Annotated in this window: 17 protein-coding genes; 6 read left to right on the forward strand and 11 right to left on the reverse strand. The window is 74.1% G+C overall.

Annotated elements, in window-relative coordinates; all coding sequences use genetic code 11:
- Window positions 1-47 precede the first annotated feature (47 nt).
- Both ACPYN7_RS00880 and ACPYN7_RS00885 read right to left on the reverse strand, forming a co-directional pair.
- Complete coding sequence (locus ACPYN7_RS00880) at window positions 48-767, reverse strand: VIT1/CCC1 transporter family protein (protein WP_424346420.1); 720 nt, start codon at window positions 765-767, stop codon at window positions 48-50.
- Between the two features lie 52 nt (window positions 768-819).
- The gene (locus tag ACPYN7_RS00885; protein WP_424346421.1) at window positions 820-1,812 is read right to left on the reverse strand and encodes a DNA-3-methyladenine glycosylase family protein; all 993 of its coding nucleotides are present in this window, start codon (window positions 1,810-1,812) and stop codon (window positions 820-822) included.
- A gap of 6 nt (window positions 1,813-1,818) precedes the next feature.
- Here ACPYN7_RS00885 and ACPYN7_RS00890 point away from each other — a divergent pair, with 6 nt between their 5' ends.
- Together ACPYN7_RS00890 and ACPYN7_RS00895 are read left to right on the forward strand one after the other, a co-directional pair.
- The gene (locus tag ACPYN7_RS00890; protein ID WP_424346422.1) at window positions 1,819-3,330 is read left to right on the forward strand and encodes a DUF2079 domain-containing protein; all 1,512 of its coding nucleotides are present in this window, start codon (window positions 1,819-1,821) and stop codon (window positions 3,328-3,330) included.
- Between the two features lie 241 nt (window positions 3,331-3,571).
- On the forward strand, window positions 3,572-5,449 hold the full coding sequence (locus ACPYN7_RS00895; RefSeq protein WP_424346423.1) for a DEAD/DEAH box helicase: 1,878 nt from the start codon (window positions 3,572-3,574) through the stop codon (window positions 5,447-5,449).
- Window positions 5,450-5,642: 193 nt separating this feature from the next.
- Here the strand turns inward: ACPYN7_RS00895 and ACPYN7_RS00900 are convergent, their stop codons facing one another.
- The 3 genes from ACPYN7_RS00900 to ACPYN7_RS00910 all read right to left on the reverse strand — a co-directional run bounded on the left by ACPYN7_RS00900 (window position 5,643) and on the right by ACPYN7_RS00910 (window position 8,018).
- Window positions 5,643-5,972, reverse strand: a complete 330-nt coding sequence (locus ACPYN7_RS00900) for a hypothetical protein (protein ID WP_424346424.1) — start codon at window positions 5,970-5,972, stop codon at window positions 5,643-5,645.
- A gap of 13 nt (window positions 5,973-5,985) precedes the next feature.
- Window positions 5,986-6,711, reverse strand: a complete 726-nt coding sequence (locus ACPYN7_RS00905) for a GAF domain-containing protein (RefSeq protein ID WP_424346425.1) — start codon at window positions 6,709-6,711, stop codon at window positions 5,986-5,988.
- A 107-nt stretch (window positions 6,712-6,818) separates the two neighbouring features.
- Complete coding sequence (locus ACPYN7_RS00910) at window positions 6,819-8,018, reverse strand: MFS transporter (protein ID WP_424346426.1); 1,200 nt, start codon at window positions 8,016-8,018, stop codon at window positions 6,819-6,821.
- An 89-nt stretch (window positions 8,019-8,107) separates the two neighbouring features.
- Between ACPYN7_RS00910 and ACPYN7_RS00915 the strand changes: the two genes are divergently transcribed.
- Together ACPYN7_RS00915 and ACPYN7_RS00920 are read left to right on the forward strand one after the other, a co-directional pair.
- Window positions 8,108-8,689: a TetR/AcrR family transcriptional regulator gene (locus ACPYN7_RS00915; RefSeq protein WP_424346427.1), complete on the forward strand. Its 582-nt coding sequence runs from the start codon at window positions 8,108-8,110 to the stop codon at window positions 8,687-8,689.
- Window positions 8,690-9,043: 354 nt separating this feature from the next.
- A complete protein-coding gene (locus ACPYN7_RS00920) occupies window positions 9,044-9,571 on the forward strand; it encodes a DUF305 domain-containing protein (RefSeq protein ID WP_424346428.1) in 528 nt (175 codons plus the stop codon).
- 87 nt (window positions 9,572-9,658) lie between these two features.
- On the opposite strand, the gene ACPYN7_RS00925 is transcribed toward ACPYN7_RS00920, so the two are convergent.
- From ACPYN7_RS00925 to ACPYN7_RS00935, 3 genes are all read right to left on the reverse strand, one after another.
- Window positions 9,659-9,892 carry a hypothetical protein gene (locus ACPYN7_RS00925; RefSeq protein WP_058872482.1) on the reverse strand — a complete coding sequence of 78 codons (234 nt, stop codon included), beginning with the start codon at window positions 9,890-9,892 and terminating at the stop codon, window positions 9,659-9,661.
- Window positions 9,893-10,027: 135 nt separating this feature from the next.
- Window positions 10,028-10,246: a hypothetical protein gene (locus ACPYN7_RS00930; RefSeq protein ID WP_058872483.1), complete on the reverse strand. Its 219-nt coding sequence runs from the start codon at window positions 10,244-10,246 to the stop codon at window positions 10,028-10,030.
- Between the two features lie 66 nt (window positions 10,247-10,312).
- Window positions 10,313-10,597, reverse strand: a complete 285-nt coding sequence (locus ACPYN7_RS00935) for a hypothetical protein (protein ID WP_058872484.1) — start codon at window positions 10,595-10,597, stop codon at window positions 10,313-10,315.
- Window positions 10,598-10,879: 282 nt separating this feature from the next.
- Here ACPYN7_RS00935 and ACPYN7_RS00940 point away from each other — a divergent pair, with 282 nt between their 5' ends.
- Window positions 10,880-11,782 carry a glycosyltransferase gene (locus ACPYN7_RS00940; RefSeq protein WP_424346429.1) on the forward strand — a complete coding sequence of 301 codons (903 nt, stop codon included), beginning with the start codon at window positions 10,880-10,882 and terminating at the stop codon, window positions 11,780-11,782.
- Window positions 11,779-12,687: an FRG domain-containing protein gene (locus tag ACPYN7_RS00945; protein ID WP_424346430.1), complete on the forward strand. Its 909-nt coding sequence runs from the start codon at window positions 11,779-11,781 to the stop codon at window positions 12,685-12,687. The genes ACPYN7_RS00940 and ACPYN7_RS00945 overlap by 4 nt, the downstream gene beginning before the upstream one ends.
- An 82-nt stretch (window positions 12,688-12,769) precedes the next feature.
- On the opposite strand, the gene ACPYN7_RS00950 is transcribed toward ACPYN7_RS00945, so the two are convergent.
- The 3 genes from ACPYN7_RS00950 to ACPYN7_RS00960 all read right to left on the reverse strand — a co-directional run bounded on the left by ACPYN7_RS00950 (window position 12,770) and on the right by ACPYN7_RS00960 (window position 14,655).
- The gene (locus tag ACPYN7_RS00950; RefSeq protein ID WP_424346431.1) at window positions 12,770-13,243 is read right to left on the reverse strand and encodes a DUF4383 domain-containing protein; all 474 of its coding nucleotides are present in this window, start codon (window positions 13,241-13,243) and stop codon (window positions 12,770-12,772) included.
- Window positions 13,244-13,295: 52 nt separating this feature from the next.
- A complete protein-coding gene (locus tag ACPYN7_RS00955) occupies window positions 13,296-14,177 on the reverse strand; it encodes a manganese catalase family protein (protein WP_058872487.1) in 882 nt (293 codons plus the stop codon).
- A gap of 136 nt (window positions 14,178-14,313) precedes the next feature.
- The gene (locus ACPYN7_RS00960; protein WP_058872488.1) at window positions 14,314-14,655 is read right to left on the reverse strand and encodes a hypothetical protein; all 342 of its coding nucleotides are present in this window, start codon (window positions 14,653-14,655) and stop codon (window positions 14,314-14,316) included.
- Window positions 14,656-14,743: the final 88 nt, after the last annotated feature.

Consider the following 14,743-nt stretch of genomic DNA (forward strand, 5'->3'; position numbering starts at 1 on the left):
CCTCCTCGGAGGCGGGGCCCGGCGCGGTCGTGTCGGACCGGAGCGGCTCAGGCGACGCCGGCGACGCCGAACAGCGAGCCGAGCGCGAAGGTCGCCAGGAGGGCCAGCGCCCCGCCCACCACCACGCGCACCACCGCGCGGCCCCGCTGCGGGGTGTCCCCGAGACGGGCCCCCAGCCAGCCGGTGAGCGCGAGCGCCGCGAGCACGGCGACGAAGGTCACGGGGATCCGCCAGGCCTCGGGCGGCAGCAGGATCGCGAGCATCGGCAGCAGCGCGCCGACGAGGAAGGCCAGCGCGGAGGCGACCGCCGCGCCCCACGGGCTGACGATGTCCTCCTCGTCGATGTTGAGCTCCGCGTCGAGGTGCGCGGCCAGGGCGTCGTGCTCGGTGAGCTCCACCGCCACCTGCCGGGCCGTCCCGGCGGAGAGACCCTTGGTCTCGTAGATCTCGGCGAGCTCCCGGAGCTCGGCCTCGGGCATGTCGATGAGCTCCTGCTTCTCCTTCTCGATGAGGGCCCGGTGGGAGTCCGCCTGGCTGGACACCGAGACGTACTCGCCCTGGGCCATCGACAGGGCCCCGCCGACCAGGGCGGCGCCCCCGGCCAGGAGGATCGCGCTGGAGTCCGTCGTGGCGCCGGCCACGCCGACCACCACTGCGGCAACGGAGACGATGCCGTCGTTGGCGCCCAGGACCCCGGCCCGCAGCTTGTTCATCCGCTCGGTGTAGCCCGCACCGTGCGGCTCCTCGATCACGTGTTCGGTCGTCATGACTCCATTCAACGCCCGCGGGCCCCGTCCTGCCAGGAAGGACAGGATGTCCTCACCGGCGCCGGTGGTCCTCCGGGTGCAGGCGCGGGGCGAAGGAGGGCTTGCGGAAGCCGGAGGCCCGCAGCAGGCGCACCACCCGCTGCCGGTCGCCCCGCCACGGCTCCAGCAGCTCGAGCATCCGGCGGTCGTCGCCGGGGCGCCGGTCGAAGAACCAGCACACCGTGTCCGCGAGGTGGAAGTCGAAGACGCTGACCGAGTCCGGGTCCCCGTGCGTGCACTGCACGATCTCCGCGACCGTCCACGGCCCGAGCCCGGGGATCGAGCGCAGCCCCCGGTGCAGCTCGGCGTCCAGCGGGGCCTGGCCCAGGCGCTCGAGCGCGGCGGCCCGTCCGGCCACGCGCCGCACGGTGGCGGCCCGGGCGCCGTCGACCCCCGCCCGGTGCCACTCCCACACGGGCACCCGGGCCCAGGCCTCGGCGGTCGGGGCGATCCGCATCCCCTCCGGCGCCGGCCCCGGCGCGGGCTCGCCGTGGCGCCGCACGAGCTGCCGGTGGGCGGCCACGGCCTCGCGCACGGTGACGCGCTGCTCCAGCACCGAGAGCACGGCGCGGTCCAGCACCCGGCCGGTGGCGGGCAGCCGCAGGCCCGGGTGGTGGTGCCGGGCGGCGACCAGCCGGTGCGGCAGGGCACGGAAGGCGTCCGAGGCCTCGAACCGGTCCCACGCGTCCTCGGACCCCGCCCAGCGCGGGGCCTCGCCGAGGAACTCCCCGGCCCCCGGGCCCCACGCGCGCACGAGCACGGGCCGCTGCAGGGGACGGCCGCCGCCGGTGCGGGAGAAGCGGGCCGTGACCGGGCCCGCCGCGGTCCGCGCGGTGACCCACACGACGTCGGGAGCCGCGACCCGGACCAGGGGATCGGCGCTGCCGCGGCTCAGCACGCCGAGCGTCTGGCCCAGGTGCAGGGCTCCCTCCGGGTCCCACACGAGCTCGGCGTCCGCCGGCAGGGCCGGGCGGCGGCCTGCGGACGGGGGAGCGGTGACGGACATGAGACCATGATGGCAGTCCTGTCCGACGGCGCCGCGCCGGTCCGGGCGGGCCGCCCAGCCACCGAGGAGGCCATGCCCGCCACCGCGCTCCGGCGTCCCGCAGTCCCCACTCCGCCGCCGGCCCCCCTGACCGGGCGGGCCCGACTGGTGCCGCTGGGCGTGGGACTCCTGGTGCTCGTCCTGTACCTGTGGTGGTCCCTGCTCCAGTGGCACCGGTGGGAGGTCCCGTCCTGGGACCTGGGCATCTTCACCCAGCTCGCCAAGTCCTACGCCGCCGGGGACGGCCCGCTCGTGCACATCAAGGGCCACGGCGCCAACCTGCTCGGCGACCACTTCCACCCGATCCTGGTGCTGCTGGGGCCGGTCTACGCCCTGTTCCCCTCCGCGCTGACCCTGCTCGTGGTCCAGGACCTGCTCGTGGCGGTCTCCGCGTGGGCGCTGACCCGGTTCGCCGTGCGGGCCCTGGGCGCGGCCCCCGGTGCGGCCCTGGGCCTGGCCTACGGGCTGAGCTTCGGTCTCCAGGCCGCCGTCGCGGTTCAGTTCCACGAGGTGGCCTTCGCGCTGCCGCTGCTGGTCCTCTCCCTCGGGTCCCTGGTCGAGCGGCGGTGGACCGCGGCCGCGCTGTGGGCCGCGCCGGTCGCGTTCGTCAAGGAGGACCTGGGCGTCACGGTCGCGGTCCTCGGCCTGGTGCTCGCCGGGCGCGCGCACCGCGAGGCGGGCGGGGACCGCCGCCCGGTGCTGCTCGGGCTCGGGCTCGCCGGGTGGGGCGCGGCCTGGTCCGCGCTCGCCGTGACCGTGGTGCTGCCCGCCCTCAGCCCGGACGGGCGGTTCGCGTACGCGGACCGGCTGGACCTCGCGGCGGCGGCCGCCGACCCCGTCGGGGCGCTCGTCTCCCTCGTGGTGCCGGGCCAGAAGGCGCTCACCTGGCTGACCGTGCTGGCCGTGGGCGCGGTGGTGGTGGTGCGCTCGCCGCTGGCGCTCGTGGCGCTGCCCACGCTGGTCTGGCGGATGCTCTCGCCCAACCATGGCTACTGGGGCACGGGGTGGCACTACAGCGCCGTGCTCATGCCCATCGTGCTCGTCGCGCTGCTCGACGCGGTGCTGCGCCTGCGCGGCGGACGGCTCCGGCGGCTCGGCCGGGCCGCGCCGGCACTGGCGCTCGTCGTCGCGCTCCTGCTGGTCCCGGGACGCCCGCTGGCCGACCTCGTGGACCCCGCCGCCTACCGGCCGGACCCCCGGGCGGAGGCCAAGGCGGCCGTCGTCGCGGCCGTCCCCGAGGGGGCGAGCGTGGCCACCGACCTGACCCTGCTGCACCACCTCGTGCCCCGCGCCCAGGTGCACTGGCTGGGCAACGCGGGCGATCCGGCCCCGGAGTACGTGGTGGTGGACCGGCTGGGCACCGCGTGGGGCGGGAACCCGCCGGGGGACGTGGCCGACTGGTCCCGGCAGCGCTACGGCGCCGGCTACGCGGTGGTGCGTGACGAGAAGCACCTCGTGGTGGTGCGCCGCCGGGACTGACCGCGCCGCCGGGTGCGCTAGACTGGTCGGACCGAATCCGGTCACTCCCTCACTTTCTCGTGCAACGCGGTGCCATGACGCGCACCGTGTTCGGCCGCGGCCCGCGCCGCGCCGTGTCCGACGCTCCCGTTCCGAACGGGGCTCCAAGTGGTTGGCAGGGACGTCCGGACACCACGACCGTGGCCGACGCCCCCGGACCTGCTCCCGGGCCGCCACCTGCACAGATACGAGGCACTTCTCCATGACCGTCGACACCCCCAGCACCTCCGGCACCGCCGAGGAGCACACCACCACCTTCGCCGAGCTCGGCATCGACTCCCGGGTGCTCGCCACCCTCGACGAGGTCGGCTACGAGAACCCCACGCCCATCCAGGCCGCCACCATCCCGGTGCTGCTGCAGGGCAAGGACGTGGTGGGCCTGGCCCAGACCGGTACCGGCAAGACCGCGGCCTTCGCCGTTCCCGCGCTGTCCCGGCTGGCCGAGCTCTCCGACGTGAACGGCGTCTCCCGGGACACCCAGGTCCTGGTGCTCGCCCCGACCCGCGAGCTGGCCCTCCAGGTCGGGGAGGCGTTCTCCTCCTACGCCACCCACCTCGAGGACTTCACCGTCCTGCCGGTCTACGGCGGCTCCCCCTACGGCCCGCAGCTGGCCGGGCTCCGTCGCGGCGCCCAGGTCGTGGTCGGCACGCCCGGCCGCGTGATCGACCACCTCAAGAAGGGGTCCCTGGACCTGTCCCACCTGCAGTACGTGGTCCTCGACGAGGCCGACGAGATGCTGCGCATGGGCTTCGCCGAGGACGTCGAGGAGATCCTCTCGCAGACCCCGGTCGAGAAGCAGGTCGCGCTGTTCTCCGCGACCATGCCCCCCGCCATCCGCAAGATCGCCAAGAAGTACCTGCGGGACCCGCAGGAGATCGCCGTCAAGGGCAAGACCACCACGGGCACCAACACCCGCCAGCGGTACCTGCAGGTCATGGGCTCGCACAAGATGGAGGCCATGACCCGGATCCTCGAGGTCGGGGACTACGACGGCGTCATCGTCTTCGTGCGGACCAAGGCCGCCACCGAGGAGGTCGCCGACCGGCTCAAGGCCCGCGGCTACGCGGCCGCCGCCATCAACGGCGACATCCCGCAGAACATGCGCGAGCGCACCGTCGAGGCCCTGCGCGAGGGCAAGATCGACGTCCTCGTGGCCACGGACGTCGCGGCCCGCGGGCTCGACGTCGAGCGGATCTCCCTCGTGGTCAACTACGACATCCCGCACGACACCGAGTCCTACGTGCACCGGATCGGCCGCACCGGCCGCGCCGGGCGCTCCGGCGAGGCGATCCTGTTCATGACGCCGCGGGAGAAGTACCTGCTGCGGGCCATCGAGAAGGCCACCCGCCAGCCGGTGGAGCTCATGCGCATGCCCTCCACGGAGGACGTGAACCAGACCCGCAAGGACAAGTTCGCCCAGCAGATCACGGACACCATCGAGTCCGAGGACCTCACGCAGTTCCGCGAGCTCGTCGAGCAGTACCAGGCCGAGCACGACGTCGACGCGGTGGAGATCGCCGCCGCGATCGCCGTGATGGCCCAGGACGGCCGGCCCTTCTTCGTGGAGGAGCTGCCCGAGCCGGTGCAGCGCACCCGCGACCGGGACCGTCCGGGACGGGACGGCGACGACCGCCCGCGCCGCGAGCCGCGCACCGAGAAGGGCATGGCCACCTACCGGATGTCCGTGGGGCACCGGCACCGCGTCTCACCGGGATCCGTGGTCGGGGCCCTGACCAACGAGGGCGGCCTGAGCGGCGAGCAGATCGGCGCGATCGACATCCGCTCGACCCACACCCTCGTGGGCCTGCCCGAGAACCTGCCCGCCTCGACGCTGGACCGGCTCTCCCGCACCCGGATCAACGGGGAGCTCATCCAGCTCGAGGCCGACCGCGGCCCCGGCGGCGGCGGCCGGTCCCGTCCGCGCAGCACCTCGTCCTCCTACCAGGACCGTCCCCGCCGCGGCGGCGGCGCCCGGGGCGACGACTCCCGCGGCGGCTACCAGGGCAAGAGGTCCGGTCCCTCCGCGGGGGACCGGGACGGCGACAGGCCGTTCCGCAAGCCGCGGCACAAGAAGTACTGAGCCCGGGGGCAGGACCCCCGCGCCGCAGGGAGGGGACGGGCCGCACGGCCCGTCCCCTCCCTGCGTCTGCCGCCCACGGACCGGCGACCGTCGCGCGGAGCCGTGCCGCGTCCAGGAGCTCCGGGCCCGGGTACGGCCCGCGCGGGGGCCGGAGCTGCCGGGGCCCCTCCCACGGGGCCCGGCGGACGGTGCGTCAGGGCTCGTCGGTGCCGTCCTCGTCCTCGCCGCCGTGCTGACCGCCCTCGGACCCGTCCTGCTCGTCGTGGTCGAGCAGGTCCGAGGCCTGCGGGATCCGCGGGGGTCTCCGGTCGTCGAGGAGTTCGTTGGCGGCGTGGGCGAGGAGGTCCCGCTGCAGGGCCGGCAGGGTGAGGGAGTGGTGCAGGAAGGCCTCGATCTCCAGCTCCCCGGCCTCACCGCCGATGCTGAAGTAGTGCACCCACAGCCGGCCCGGGTCGATCCCGGTCGCCTCGAGGGCCCGGCGCACCAGGTCTGCCTGGGCCCGTCCCGCAGCGTCGTCGTCCATCGCCGCCCGCTCCTCAGCGTGTGGGGTCAGTGGCCCGCTCCGCGATCCGGCGGGCGATCTGCGCCAGGGGCCGGCGCTGCTGCCGGGAGGCCTCGATCAGCAGGCGGCGGGCGGACTCGTGGTCGGTGGCATGGCGTTCCATCAGCATCCCGGTGGCGGTCTCCACCGCGGTCCGGTCGGCGAGGGCCTGCTGCATCGAGGCGCTGAGCCGCTGCGGGGCGTCGCTGCCCTGGGCCGCCCCCAGCAGGGTGCCGGCGGCGGAGGCCAGCAGCAGCAGCTGGTGCTCGGCCCGGTCGTCGAAGGCTCCAGCGGTGGTGGCGTAGATCTTCATCGCGCCCAGGCGGCGCTCCCGGTAGAGCACCGGGACGCTGAGCACCGAGGCGATCCCGGTCGCAGCCGCGGTCCGGGACCACTCCGGCCACCGGGCGTCGGTGGCGGTGTCCTCGAGGCGCTGGAGGGACTCGGTGGCCCAGGCGCTCAAGCACGGGCCCTCGCCGAGCTCGTACTGGGCGGCGTCGGCGGACTCCACCCGCGGGTCCGTGGCCGCGACCGACGTCCTGCGCCCGGTGTCGTCGAGCAGGGAGACCCCGGCCCCGGCGGCGGAGCCGATCAGGTCCTGGGCGGCACGGGCCAGCTGCGTCGCGGCGGCCTCGGCCGACTCCTGGCTCAGCAGCATTCCCTGGATGCGGGCGAAGACCGTGGTCAGGTCCGCGGTCGTGGCGGTGGTCGTGGGCTCCATCGGGACTCCCCGGTCGGTCGGGTGGACACGGGCCGGCACAGGACGCGACGGCCCGGGGAGGCCACCCCGTGCAGGGCGGCCGGCTGTCCTGGGCCACCTCTGGCTCCTCAGTTTACGCCGGGACGGCCCACCGCGCCGGACGTGGCCGCGGGCGCCCCGGAGAGCGGAGCCGCGGTGGCGCGGGGACGCGGTGCCCCGGGATCGCTCCCCACGGCCGGCAGCACGGCGAGGACGCCGAGGACTCCGGCCACGGTGAAGGCGAGGACCGGCGAGGTCGAGCTCAGCAGGACTCCCAGCAGCACCGAGCCGACCGCCTGACCGACGGCCAGGGCGATGAACAGCACGGCGGTGCCTTCGGCGGCGCGGTCGGGAACGAGCCGCGCCGCCCAGACGATGAGGACACCGCACACGGCGGTGTAGCCGGCGCCGAACACGGCCGCGGACACGTACGCGGCACCGGGGGCACCCGGTGCCGCGCCCAGGACGACGGTCGCGGCGGCCATGGCCACCGTGGTCAGGTTCCACGCGGTCCGCAGGGTCCAGGTCTGGACGATCCGCCCGGCCGCGGCGCCCAGCACGCCGAACGCGCCCAGGACCATCCAGGCGACAACGGAGTAGGTCTCCTCGCCCGCGCGGGAGTCGACCATGACCGTGCGGCCGAACGTCCAGATCGCGGCGCTCGAGGCCCCGGCCAGCGCCGCCGCGGCGACGCGCCGGAGCAGGCGTGCCGCGTACGGGGTCCGCGCCGGCGGGTCCGTGCGCCGGGCCCGGTGCGCTGACCTGTCGGCACGGAGCGTGGCGACGGTTGCCAGGGCCACCAGACCGGCGATGGCCGCCCACCCCAGACGCCACTGGCCGACCGTGAGGAGCAGGAGGACTCCCGCGGACACGATGCCCGCTCCGGTGCCGGCGTTGACGAACGTCTGGGCCCGCTCCCGGCGCGCCGGGTCGAGATTGCGCTCGACGAGCGCGACGAGGCCGGGTGTGGCGAACCCGCCGCCGGCACCGGCGAGGACCACGCTCGCGGCGAGGACGCCCCCGTGGGGTGCCGCCGCCACCCCGGCCGATCCCAGGGCGGCCGTCGCCCCGGCGCACACGACGACCAGGCGCGGGCGGGCGCTCAGGCGGGAGGCGAGCACCGCGGCGAGGCAGAAGGAGAGGAAGCTGCCGGCCTGGATCAGCCCCGAGACGACCGGACCGATCTGGAAGGCCTCCGCGAAGCGGGGCAGGAAGAGCCCGTAGCCGAAGCGCGCCAGCCCGTAGGTCGCCGCGATCAGAGCCGTGCCGCTGACCACCAGAGCGCGCATCGCAGCCCTTCCCGAGCACCCGAACCAGGACGATCGTTACGATACACCAGAACGACCGTTCTGGAACCGGGGCTCACTACACTGGAACGGTGACCACGGACCGGCGGACCCCAGCGCGCGCACGGCTGCTCCAGGCGGCCGACCGCGTGCTGTTCGACCACGGGATCCGAGCCACCCCCGTCGACGAGCTGCTGCGCCGGGCAGAGGTCTCCGCGGCCACCATGTACACGCACTTCGACAGCAAGGACGCCCTGGTCGCCGAGGCGCTGCGGGTCCGGCTGACGGAGTGGCGTGCGGTCTGGGACCAGCACGTCGTCGCGGCCGGCGACGACCTGGCGCGGCTGCTCGCGGTGTTCGACGCCCTGGCCGCCTACCGGCGCGGCCAGCAGCACCCGGCACGCTGGTGCGCCTTCCTGGCCACCGCCACCGAGCTGCCCGGAGCCGCGGACGAGATCGACGACGTCCTCGCCGCGGACACCGCCCTGCTCACCGACCGCCTCCTGCACTTCTCCCGACCGCTCGCCGGGGCGGGGGCCCAGGACCTGGCCGACGAGGTGCTCCTGGCCTACAGCGGCACCCTGGCCTCCTTCCTCCGCGGCCGTCCCCGCTCACCGATCGACGTCGGCCGCCGGCTGGCCCGCTCGGCAGCCCGGGCCCACGTGCGTGGCTGACTCCTCCGCCGGCGCCGCGCGGCGCCGGACAGGGTGTTCCGGGCGGACCTGACGGGAGACTCCCGCCGGTGTCGGACCGTGCTCGCCGCCGTCGCGCCCGGTGCGCACCCCGCCGGTCCTCGCGCAGGAGGGGCGGCCGTTCTTCACGAAATCTTCACGGGAGTCGGACCGGACCGGCGGATCCCGCGGTCTACCCTCTGGTGCAGAGCGTGTCCACCGGTGATACGCCGTCGTGCCGAACGGGGCACCGGAGATCGGAGGAGTGCTGTGTCGAACACGGGGAACCACCGGACCGACGGGGGCCGGCGCGGTGGGCCGGAGGGGAGCGACCACGGATCCCACGGAGGCCGGACCATGTACTGGCGCTTCGCGGCCATGATCCTGACCGCGATGGTGGTCATGTACGCCGCGATGTTCGTCGGCTCCTGGGAGTGGGGCCACGTGCGCTGGAGCGAGAGCCGGCTGTTCATGGCGCTGACCATGGGCGGGACCATGGGGCTGATCATGCTCGCCTGGATGCTGAACATGTACAAGAACACGAAGGCCAACGTGGCCGTGGTCGTGGCCAGCCTCCTGCTCCTGGGCGCGGGAACGTTCCTGGACCGCAGCCAGACCACGGTGCAGGACACCGCGTTCATGAGCGCGATGATCCCGCACCACTCCCTGGCCATCACCCGGTCCGAGCGCGCCGAGCTCGCCGATGTTCGGGTGTGCGAACTGGCCGTGGAGATCAGCGAGGCCCAGCGGCGGGAGATCTTCGAGATGGACTGGCTGATCGAGGACATCGAGCGCAACGGCGTGGCGGCCACGGCCCAGGAGGCCGAGGCCCGGGCCGTTCCCGAGTACCAGGAGCCCGCGGAGCGCCGGTGCCCCACGGAGTGAGCTGAGCCCTCCGTCCCGGTCCCGGCGGTCCCGTTCCGCGCCGGCCGGGCGAGGGCGGCCGAGCGCGGCCGAGCGCCGCGGCGGGACTCAGGTGCGGTCGGTGAGTCCCTCTGCCCCGGAGTGCTCGGCGCAGTGGGCGCAGCAGTAGATGGTGTTCCCGGCCTCGACCCCGTGGCCGAGAACACGGCACCCGCAGTGGGCGCAGGTCGGAGCCATGGCGTGGGCGGCGCACTCGAAGCTGTCGAAGGTGCCCGTCCGCTCGCCCTGGGTGAGGGTGAACGTCTTGTCGTAGTCGTTGCCGCAGGTGTCACAGGTGGCCATGGCCGTCTCCTGGTGAGGTGTCCGAGGTGCAGCGGGAAGGTTCGGGGAAGGGATGGGCGTCCCCGCCGGGAGCGGCGGCCTCCGGCGGGGACGGGGTTGTTCAGGCCGGGGGAAGGGCGCCGGCCTCGAGGTCCGTCATCCTCCGTCCGGCGACTGCTCCTCCGGACGGTCGGGGCGCTCGCGCTCCTCGACCGAGGAGCGCACCGCGGGGTCGTCGGTGTCGTCGACCCACGGCTCGGTCTGGCGGTGCTCCTCGACGTGGGCGGGCTGCTGGGCCTGGAGCGCGTCCTCGACCTCGTGCTTCATCTGGTCGTCGAGCTCCGACCCGTGCTTGGTGTTGCCTCTCTCGGCCATCGTGGTCCTCCTCGTCCGAATCGGTTCCTGCAGCGGCTGGTCCGCGCGCACCTCGCGCGGGAGGGGTCAGTCGGTCCCGGCGGCGTCCTCGTCCAGCCCGCGCTGGGCGCGGTCGGCGGCCTCGGAGGAGCCCTCGGGCAGCGGGTCGGCGGCCGGCGGGACCTGACCGGGGGCGTAGTCGGCCAGTCCGGCGGCCACCCGCTCCTGCTCGGTGGCCGCGGCCAGCGCCTCGTCGTCGAGCCGTTCCGGCATCCCGGCGTGGCCCTGGTGGATGGGGCGGGGCAGGGCGTCCTCCTCGGGGGTGATGACGTCGTCGAGGTCCGGGGCGTCGTCGTTGTTCGGAGTGGTCATAGGAAGCCTCCTTACCGTGAACTGTGACACCCACCTTAGTGACCTGCCCCGGGCAAGGGAACCACTGCTCTCCTGTGACGGACCCCGGCCCGGTCAGGGCCGACAGGGCGCGGGAGCCGCCGTGGGCGACGTGCCCAGCCGTCCGGCCGACGGTCCTGCCGGCTCTGCCGAGGACGGGCGCGCGCTCCGCGGACATCTGGTCCCCGCGGCCGGTGTGTGGTTAGGCTGGAGCGTGGTCGAGCAGCCGGCCCGCAGTGCGATCCTGTCGACAAGGATGCTCTCGTGGACCACACCGTCACCGTTCAGGCCGTCCCCGTCGAAGCCGAGGCCGTCCGCCACCACGGCGTTCCCGAGAAGACCGTTCCCCGACGCCCTCCGGCGGTCCCCGCCACGTCCGCCGCCCTGGCGGACGCCCGCTATGTCCTGCCGCTGAGGTGGGACGACGACGCCGGGCTGGCCGGGCTCGCCCGCTACCTGGCCGAGGTCGTGACGTGGCTGCCCGTCACGGTCGTCGACGGCTCCGCCGAGGAGCTCTTCACCGCTCATCGACGAGCGCTGCCCGAGGCGGTCGAGCACGTGCGCCCGGAGCCGCGGCCGGGCCGCAACGGCAAGGTCGCCGGGGTGATGACCGGTGTCCGCCGTGCCCGCGAGGATCGCATCGTGGTGGCCGACGACGACGTGCGCCACACCCGCCGGTCCCTGGAGCGGATCGTGGGGCTGCTGGGGCACGCCGAGGTGGTGCGCCCGCAGAACTACTACCTGGAGCTGCCCTGGCAGGCCCGCTGGGACTCCGGGCGCACCCTGCTCAACCGCGCCCTGGGCGGGGACTGGCCGGGCACCCTGGGGGTGCGCCGGTCGGTGCTGCTGGGCGCGGGCGGCTACGACGGCGACGTCCTGTTCGAGAACCTCGAGCTCGTCCGCACGGTGCGGGCGGCCGGCGGGCGGGAGTGCGTGGCCTTGGACGTGCTCGTGGGCCGGGTGCCGCCCACCGTGCCCCACTTCCTCGGCCAGCGCGTCCGCCAGGCCTACGACGACTTCGCCCAGCCCGGGCGCCTGCTCGCCGAGCTGACCCTGCTGCCCCTGCTGGGCTGGTGCGTGCGGCGCCCCGGCCGGTGGATCGCCGGGGCCGTGGTCGTCTGCGGGACGGCCGAGGCCGGCCGGCGGCGGGAGAGGAGCCGGCGGTGAGCGCGGGAGCGGGACCGGTCGTCGAGATCGCCGAGGACGACCTGTACGGGCTGATCGCGGCCCTGACCCACAGCGACTGGCAGCCCTCCGGCGGCAGTCTCCGGATCAACGTGGTCTACCGGGGGCACGCGCTGGCCGACCGGGACCTGGAGACCAGCCTGTTCCGGCTCCGGGGCTCCTCGAGCGAGCAGATCGAGCCGCACATCCTGCGGAACTTCCGCAAGTACGCCGCCCGGGACACCTCCCCGGGGGACTCGGACTGGAACTGGCTGTCCGTGGCCCAGCACCACGGGCTGCCCACCCGCCTGCTGGACTGGTCGAACTCGCCCTACGTGGCGCTGCACTTCGCCACCGCGGACCCGCGCTGCTACGACCTGCCCGGCGCCGTGTGGTGCGTGGACTACGCGGCGGTGCACGAACTGCTCCCGGCGCAGCTGCGGGAGGAGATCAGCGCGCATGCAGCAGGTCTGTTCACCACCGGCATGCTGGGGCGGGTGGCGTACAGCATGGCCGACTTCGACCGGTTCCGGGACCGGCAGGGGCGGGCGGTGCCGCTGTTCTTCGAGCCTCCGTCGCTGGACGAACGGATCGTGAACCAGGCCGCGGTCTTCTCCGCCATGTCCGCGGCGACGGCGTCCCTGCACGAGTGGCTGGGCGAACACCCCGAGCTCTACCGGAAGGTGGTCATCCCGCCGGGGCTGAAGTGGCGGATCCGCGACCACCTCGACCAGGCGAACATGACGGAGCGCGTCCTCTTCCCCGGCCTCGACGGCCTGTGCCGCTGGCTGGGCCGCTACTACGGGCCGCGCCCGGAGGAGGACGCCTCGACCGAGCCGGCCTCGCCGGGGATGGGCGACGGGACGGGCGCCGCGCCCGGCCCGGACGTCACGGGGCGGGCCCCGTGAGCCGGACCAGGGCCGGCGGACCGCCGACGGCGGGGAGCCGCTTCTCCGGTTCCCGGGCGCGCAGGGCGCCCGGTGGTGGACCTCAGGCGCGCGCCCTGTCCGCGGTCCGGTCGTGGGTGTTCCGGTCCAGGAAGGACAGGCCGACCATGGTCACGCCCAGGATCAGGTGCAGCCAGTCGTCGGCGGTGTTGAGGGGCACGAAGTTCGCGCTGGACTCCTTGTCGATGAGCAGGCCGTAGAGCCACAGCAGCAGGTACACGGCACCGCCCCAGCGCAGGAAGTTCCGCGCCCCGGAGACGCTGCGGGCCAGGGCGATGCCGGCCACACCGTAGAGCAGGTGCACGAGGTTGTGCAGGATCGAGACCTGGAAGATGCCCAGGAGCATGGCCTCGGACTCGTGTCCGGCGACCATGAGCTGGTCGTAGTTCGTGGTGATGCCGGGGACGAACCCGGCCGCGCCCACGAGCAGGAAGACGACCCCGTAGAGCAGGGCCGCCGTCCGGACGGGCGAGCGCCGGGGCGTGCGGTCGTCGGGTCGGGCGGCTGGGGTGGTCATGATGGCTCCTCTCCTCGAGTTGCTTCAGAATGGTGCGGCGGAACGCCGGAGGCTACTCCTTCTTGAGCTTGTCCTGGATGGTGCCGGCGGCCTTCTCCTTGAGGTTGGACTGTTCGGTGGTGCCGTAGAACCGGGCGTCGGGGTGGGTGGGGGGTGGCATCGGCACGCCCTCCATGGGCTCGGCCCGGTAGCCGAAGCTCCCGTGCCCGTCCGGGGTGCGCCCCTGGGCCCAGGAGCCGTCCGCCGCGGCGGCACCGTCGGAGAAGTTGTAGTAGTCGTAGGAGAACTCGGTGGCCTCCTTGGACTGCGGGAAGTTCGAGGGCACCGGCATCCGCTCCAGGCCGTCCTCCTGCAGCTCCTTGACCGCGGCCATCCACTGGTTCTGGTGCATGGTGTCGCGGGCCAGCAGGAAGGACAGCATGTCCCGGATGCCCTTGTCGTCGGTCATGTGGTAGAGCCGGGCGACCTGGGTGCGGCCCTGCATCTCCGCGTTGACGTTGGCGGTCATGTCCGCGAGCAGGTTCCCGGAGGCGGTCACGTAGGACCCGGACCACGGGTTGCCCATCGAGTCCACCGGCCGCGCGCCGGCCCCGGCCACGATGGCGTGCTGCAGGTCGGTGCCGCCGATCACGGCCGCGACCGCCGGGTCCCCCTGGACGGCGTCCTCGGTGATGCCCAGCGGGGCCTTCTCGAGCAGCTGGGCGACCATCGTGGCGAGCATCTCGATGTGGCCGAACTCCTCGGCGGCGGTGCCGAAGAGCAGGTCGCGGTACTTGCCCGGGATGTGGGCGTTCCAGGCCTGGAAGCTGTACTGCATGGCCACGGTGATCTCGCCGTACTGGCCGCCGATCACCTCCTGGAGCTTGCGCGCGTAGACCGCGTCCGGCTTTTCCGGGGTGGACCTGTACTGCAACGCCTGACGGTGCGTGAACATGCTGACCTCCGTTGTCGACTTCCGTGGCCGGCGGTGGGGCGGATACCGCGTCCTCGGTTGCCGGCTGTGCGTCCCACGCTAGTGAGCGGCCTGAAAAAAAGGAAGTGTGCTGATCAACTGGCGCGGGGCGGCGCCTTCATCCGTGGCGCCCCGAGGCCTCCAGCCGGCCGGGAGCAGGGGGTGGGGCGTGCGGGTGGACGGGCAGACCGTTGGGGACCAGCAGTTCCACGGGGCTGACCCCGTCCGGGGACCGGTCGTGCTCGACGGCCCAGCGCAGCAGGTCCACCGCGATCGCCTCGACGTGGCCGGCGGCGGTGAGGTCCACGCTGACGGTCACCGGCGGGATCAGCGTCCGGGCGCGGCGCACCAGCGGGTACAGGGCGTGCTGGTTGGTCTCGGTCAGGCAGCCGGTGACGACCAGGCGCACGGAGGCGCCGCCGAGATCGACCTGGACGAGCACGGAGAGCTTGTGGTCCACGGGAGCATCCTTCGTCGCATGCGATCTTCCCCATGGCCGCCTGCTCGACCTTCCTCCACGATACCCGCGTTGTTCCCGGCCGACCAGG

The sequence above is a fragment of the Kocuria sp. CH-021 genome (assembly GCF_049716185.1).
In the GTDB taxonomy this organism is placed as follows: Bacteria; Actinomycetota; Actinomycetes; order Actinomycetales; family Micrococcaceae; genus Kocuria; species Kocuria cellulosilytica.

What these genes read in the sequence shown, in the direction of transcription:
- ACPYN7_RS00885 (WP_424346421.1), bottom strand. Translation starts at nt 1,812, where the DNA reads ATGTCCGTCACCGCTCCCCCGTCCGCAGGCCGCCGCCCGGCCCTGCCG.
- ACPYN7_RS00900 (WP_424346424.1), bottom strand. Translation starts at nt 5,972, where the DNA reads ATGGACGACGACGCTGCGGGACGGGCCCAGGCAGACCTGGTGCGCCGG.
- ACPYN7_RS00955 (WP_058872487.1), bottom strand. Translation starts at nt 14,177, where the DNA reads ATGTTCACGCACCGTCAGGCGTTGCAGTACAGGTCCACCCCGGAAAAG.
- ACPYN7_RS00890 (WP_424346422.1), top strand. Translation starts at nt 1,819, where the DNA reads ATGATGGCAGTCCTGTCCGACGGCGCCGCGCCGGTCCGGGCGGGCCGC.
- ACPYN7_RS00935 (WP_058872484.1), bottom strand. Translation starts at nt 10,597, where the DNA reads ATGACCACTCCGAACAACGACGACGCCCCGGACCTCGACGACGTCATC.
- ACPYN7_RS00930 (WP_058872483.1), bottom strand. Translation starts at nt 10,246, where the DNA reads ATGGCCGAGAGAGGCAACACCAAGCACGGGTCGGAGCTCGACGACCAG.
- ACPYN7_RS00925 (WP_058872482.1), bottom strand. Translation starts at nt 9,892, where the DNA reads ATGGCCACCTGTGACACCTGCGGCAACGACTACGACAAGACGTTCACC.
- ACPYN7_RS00950 (WP_424346431.1), bottom strand. Translation starts at nt 13,243, where the DNA reads ATGACCACCCCAGCCGCCCGACCCGACGACCGCACGCCCCGGCGCTCG.
- ACPYN7_RS00920 (WP_424346428.1), top strand. Translation starts at nt 9,044, where the DNA reads ATGTACTGGCGCTTCGCGGCCATGATCCTGACCGCGATGGTGGTCATG.
- ACPYN7_RS00905 (WP_424346425.1), bottom strand. Translation starts at nt 6,711, where the DNA reads ATGGAGCCCACGACCACCGCCACGACCGCGGACCTGACCACGGTCTTC.
- ACPYN7_RS00880 (WP_424346420.1), bottom strand. Translation starts at nt 767, where the DNA reads ATGACGACCGAACACGTGATCGAGGAGCCGCACGGTGCGGGCTACACC.
- ACPYN7_RS00910 (WP_424346426.1), bottom strand. Translation starts at nt 8,018, where the DNA reads ATGCGCGCTCTGGTGGTCAGCGGCACGGCTCTGATCGCGGCGACCTAC.
- ACPYN7_RS00895 (WP_424346423.1), top strand. Translation starts at nt 3,572, where the DNA reads ATGACCGTCGACACCCCCAGCACCTCCGGCACCGCCGAGGAGCACACC.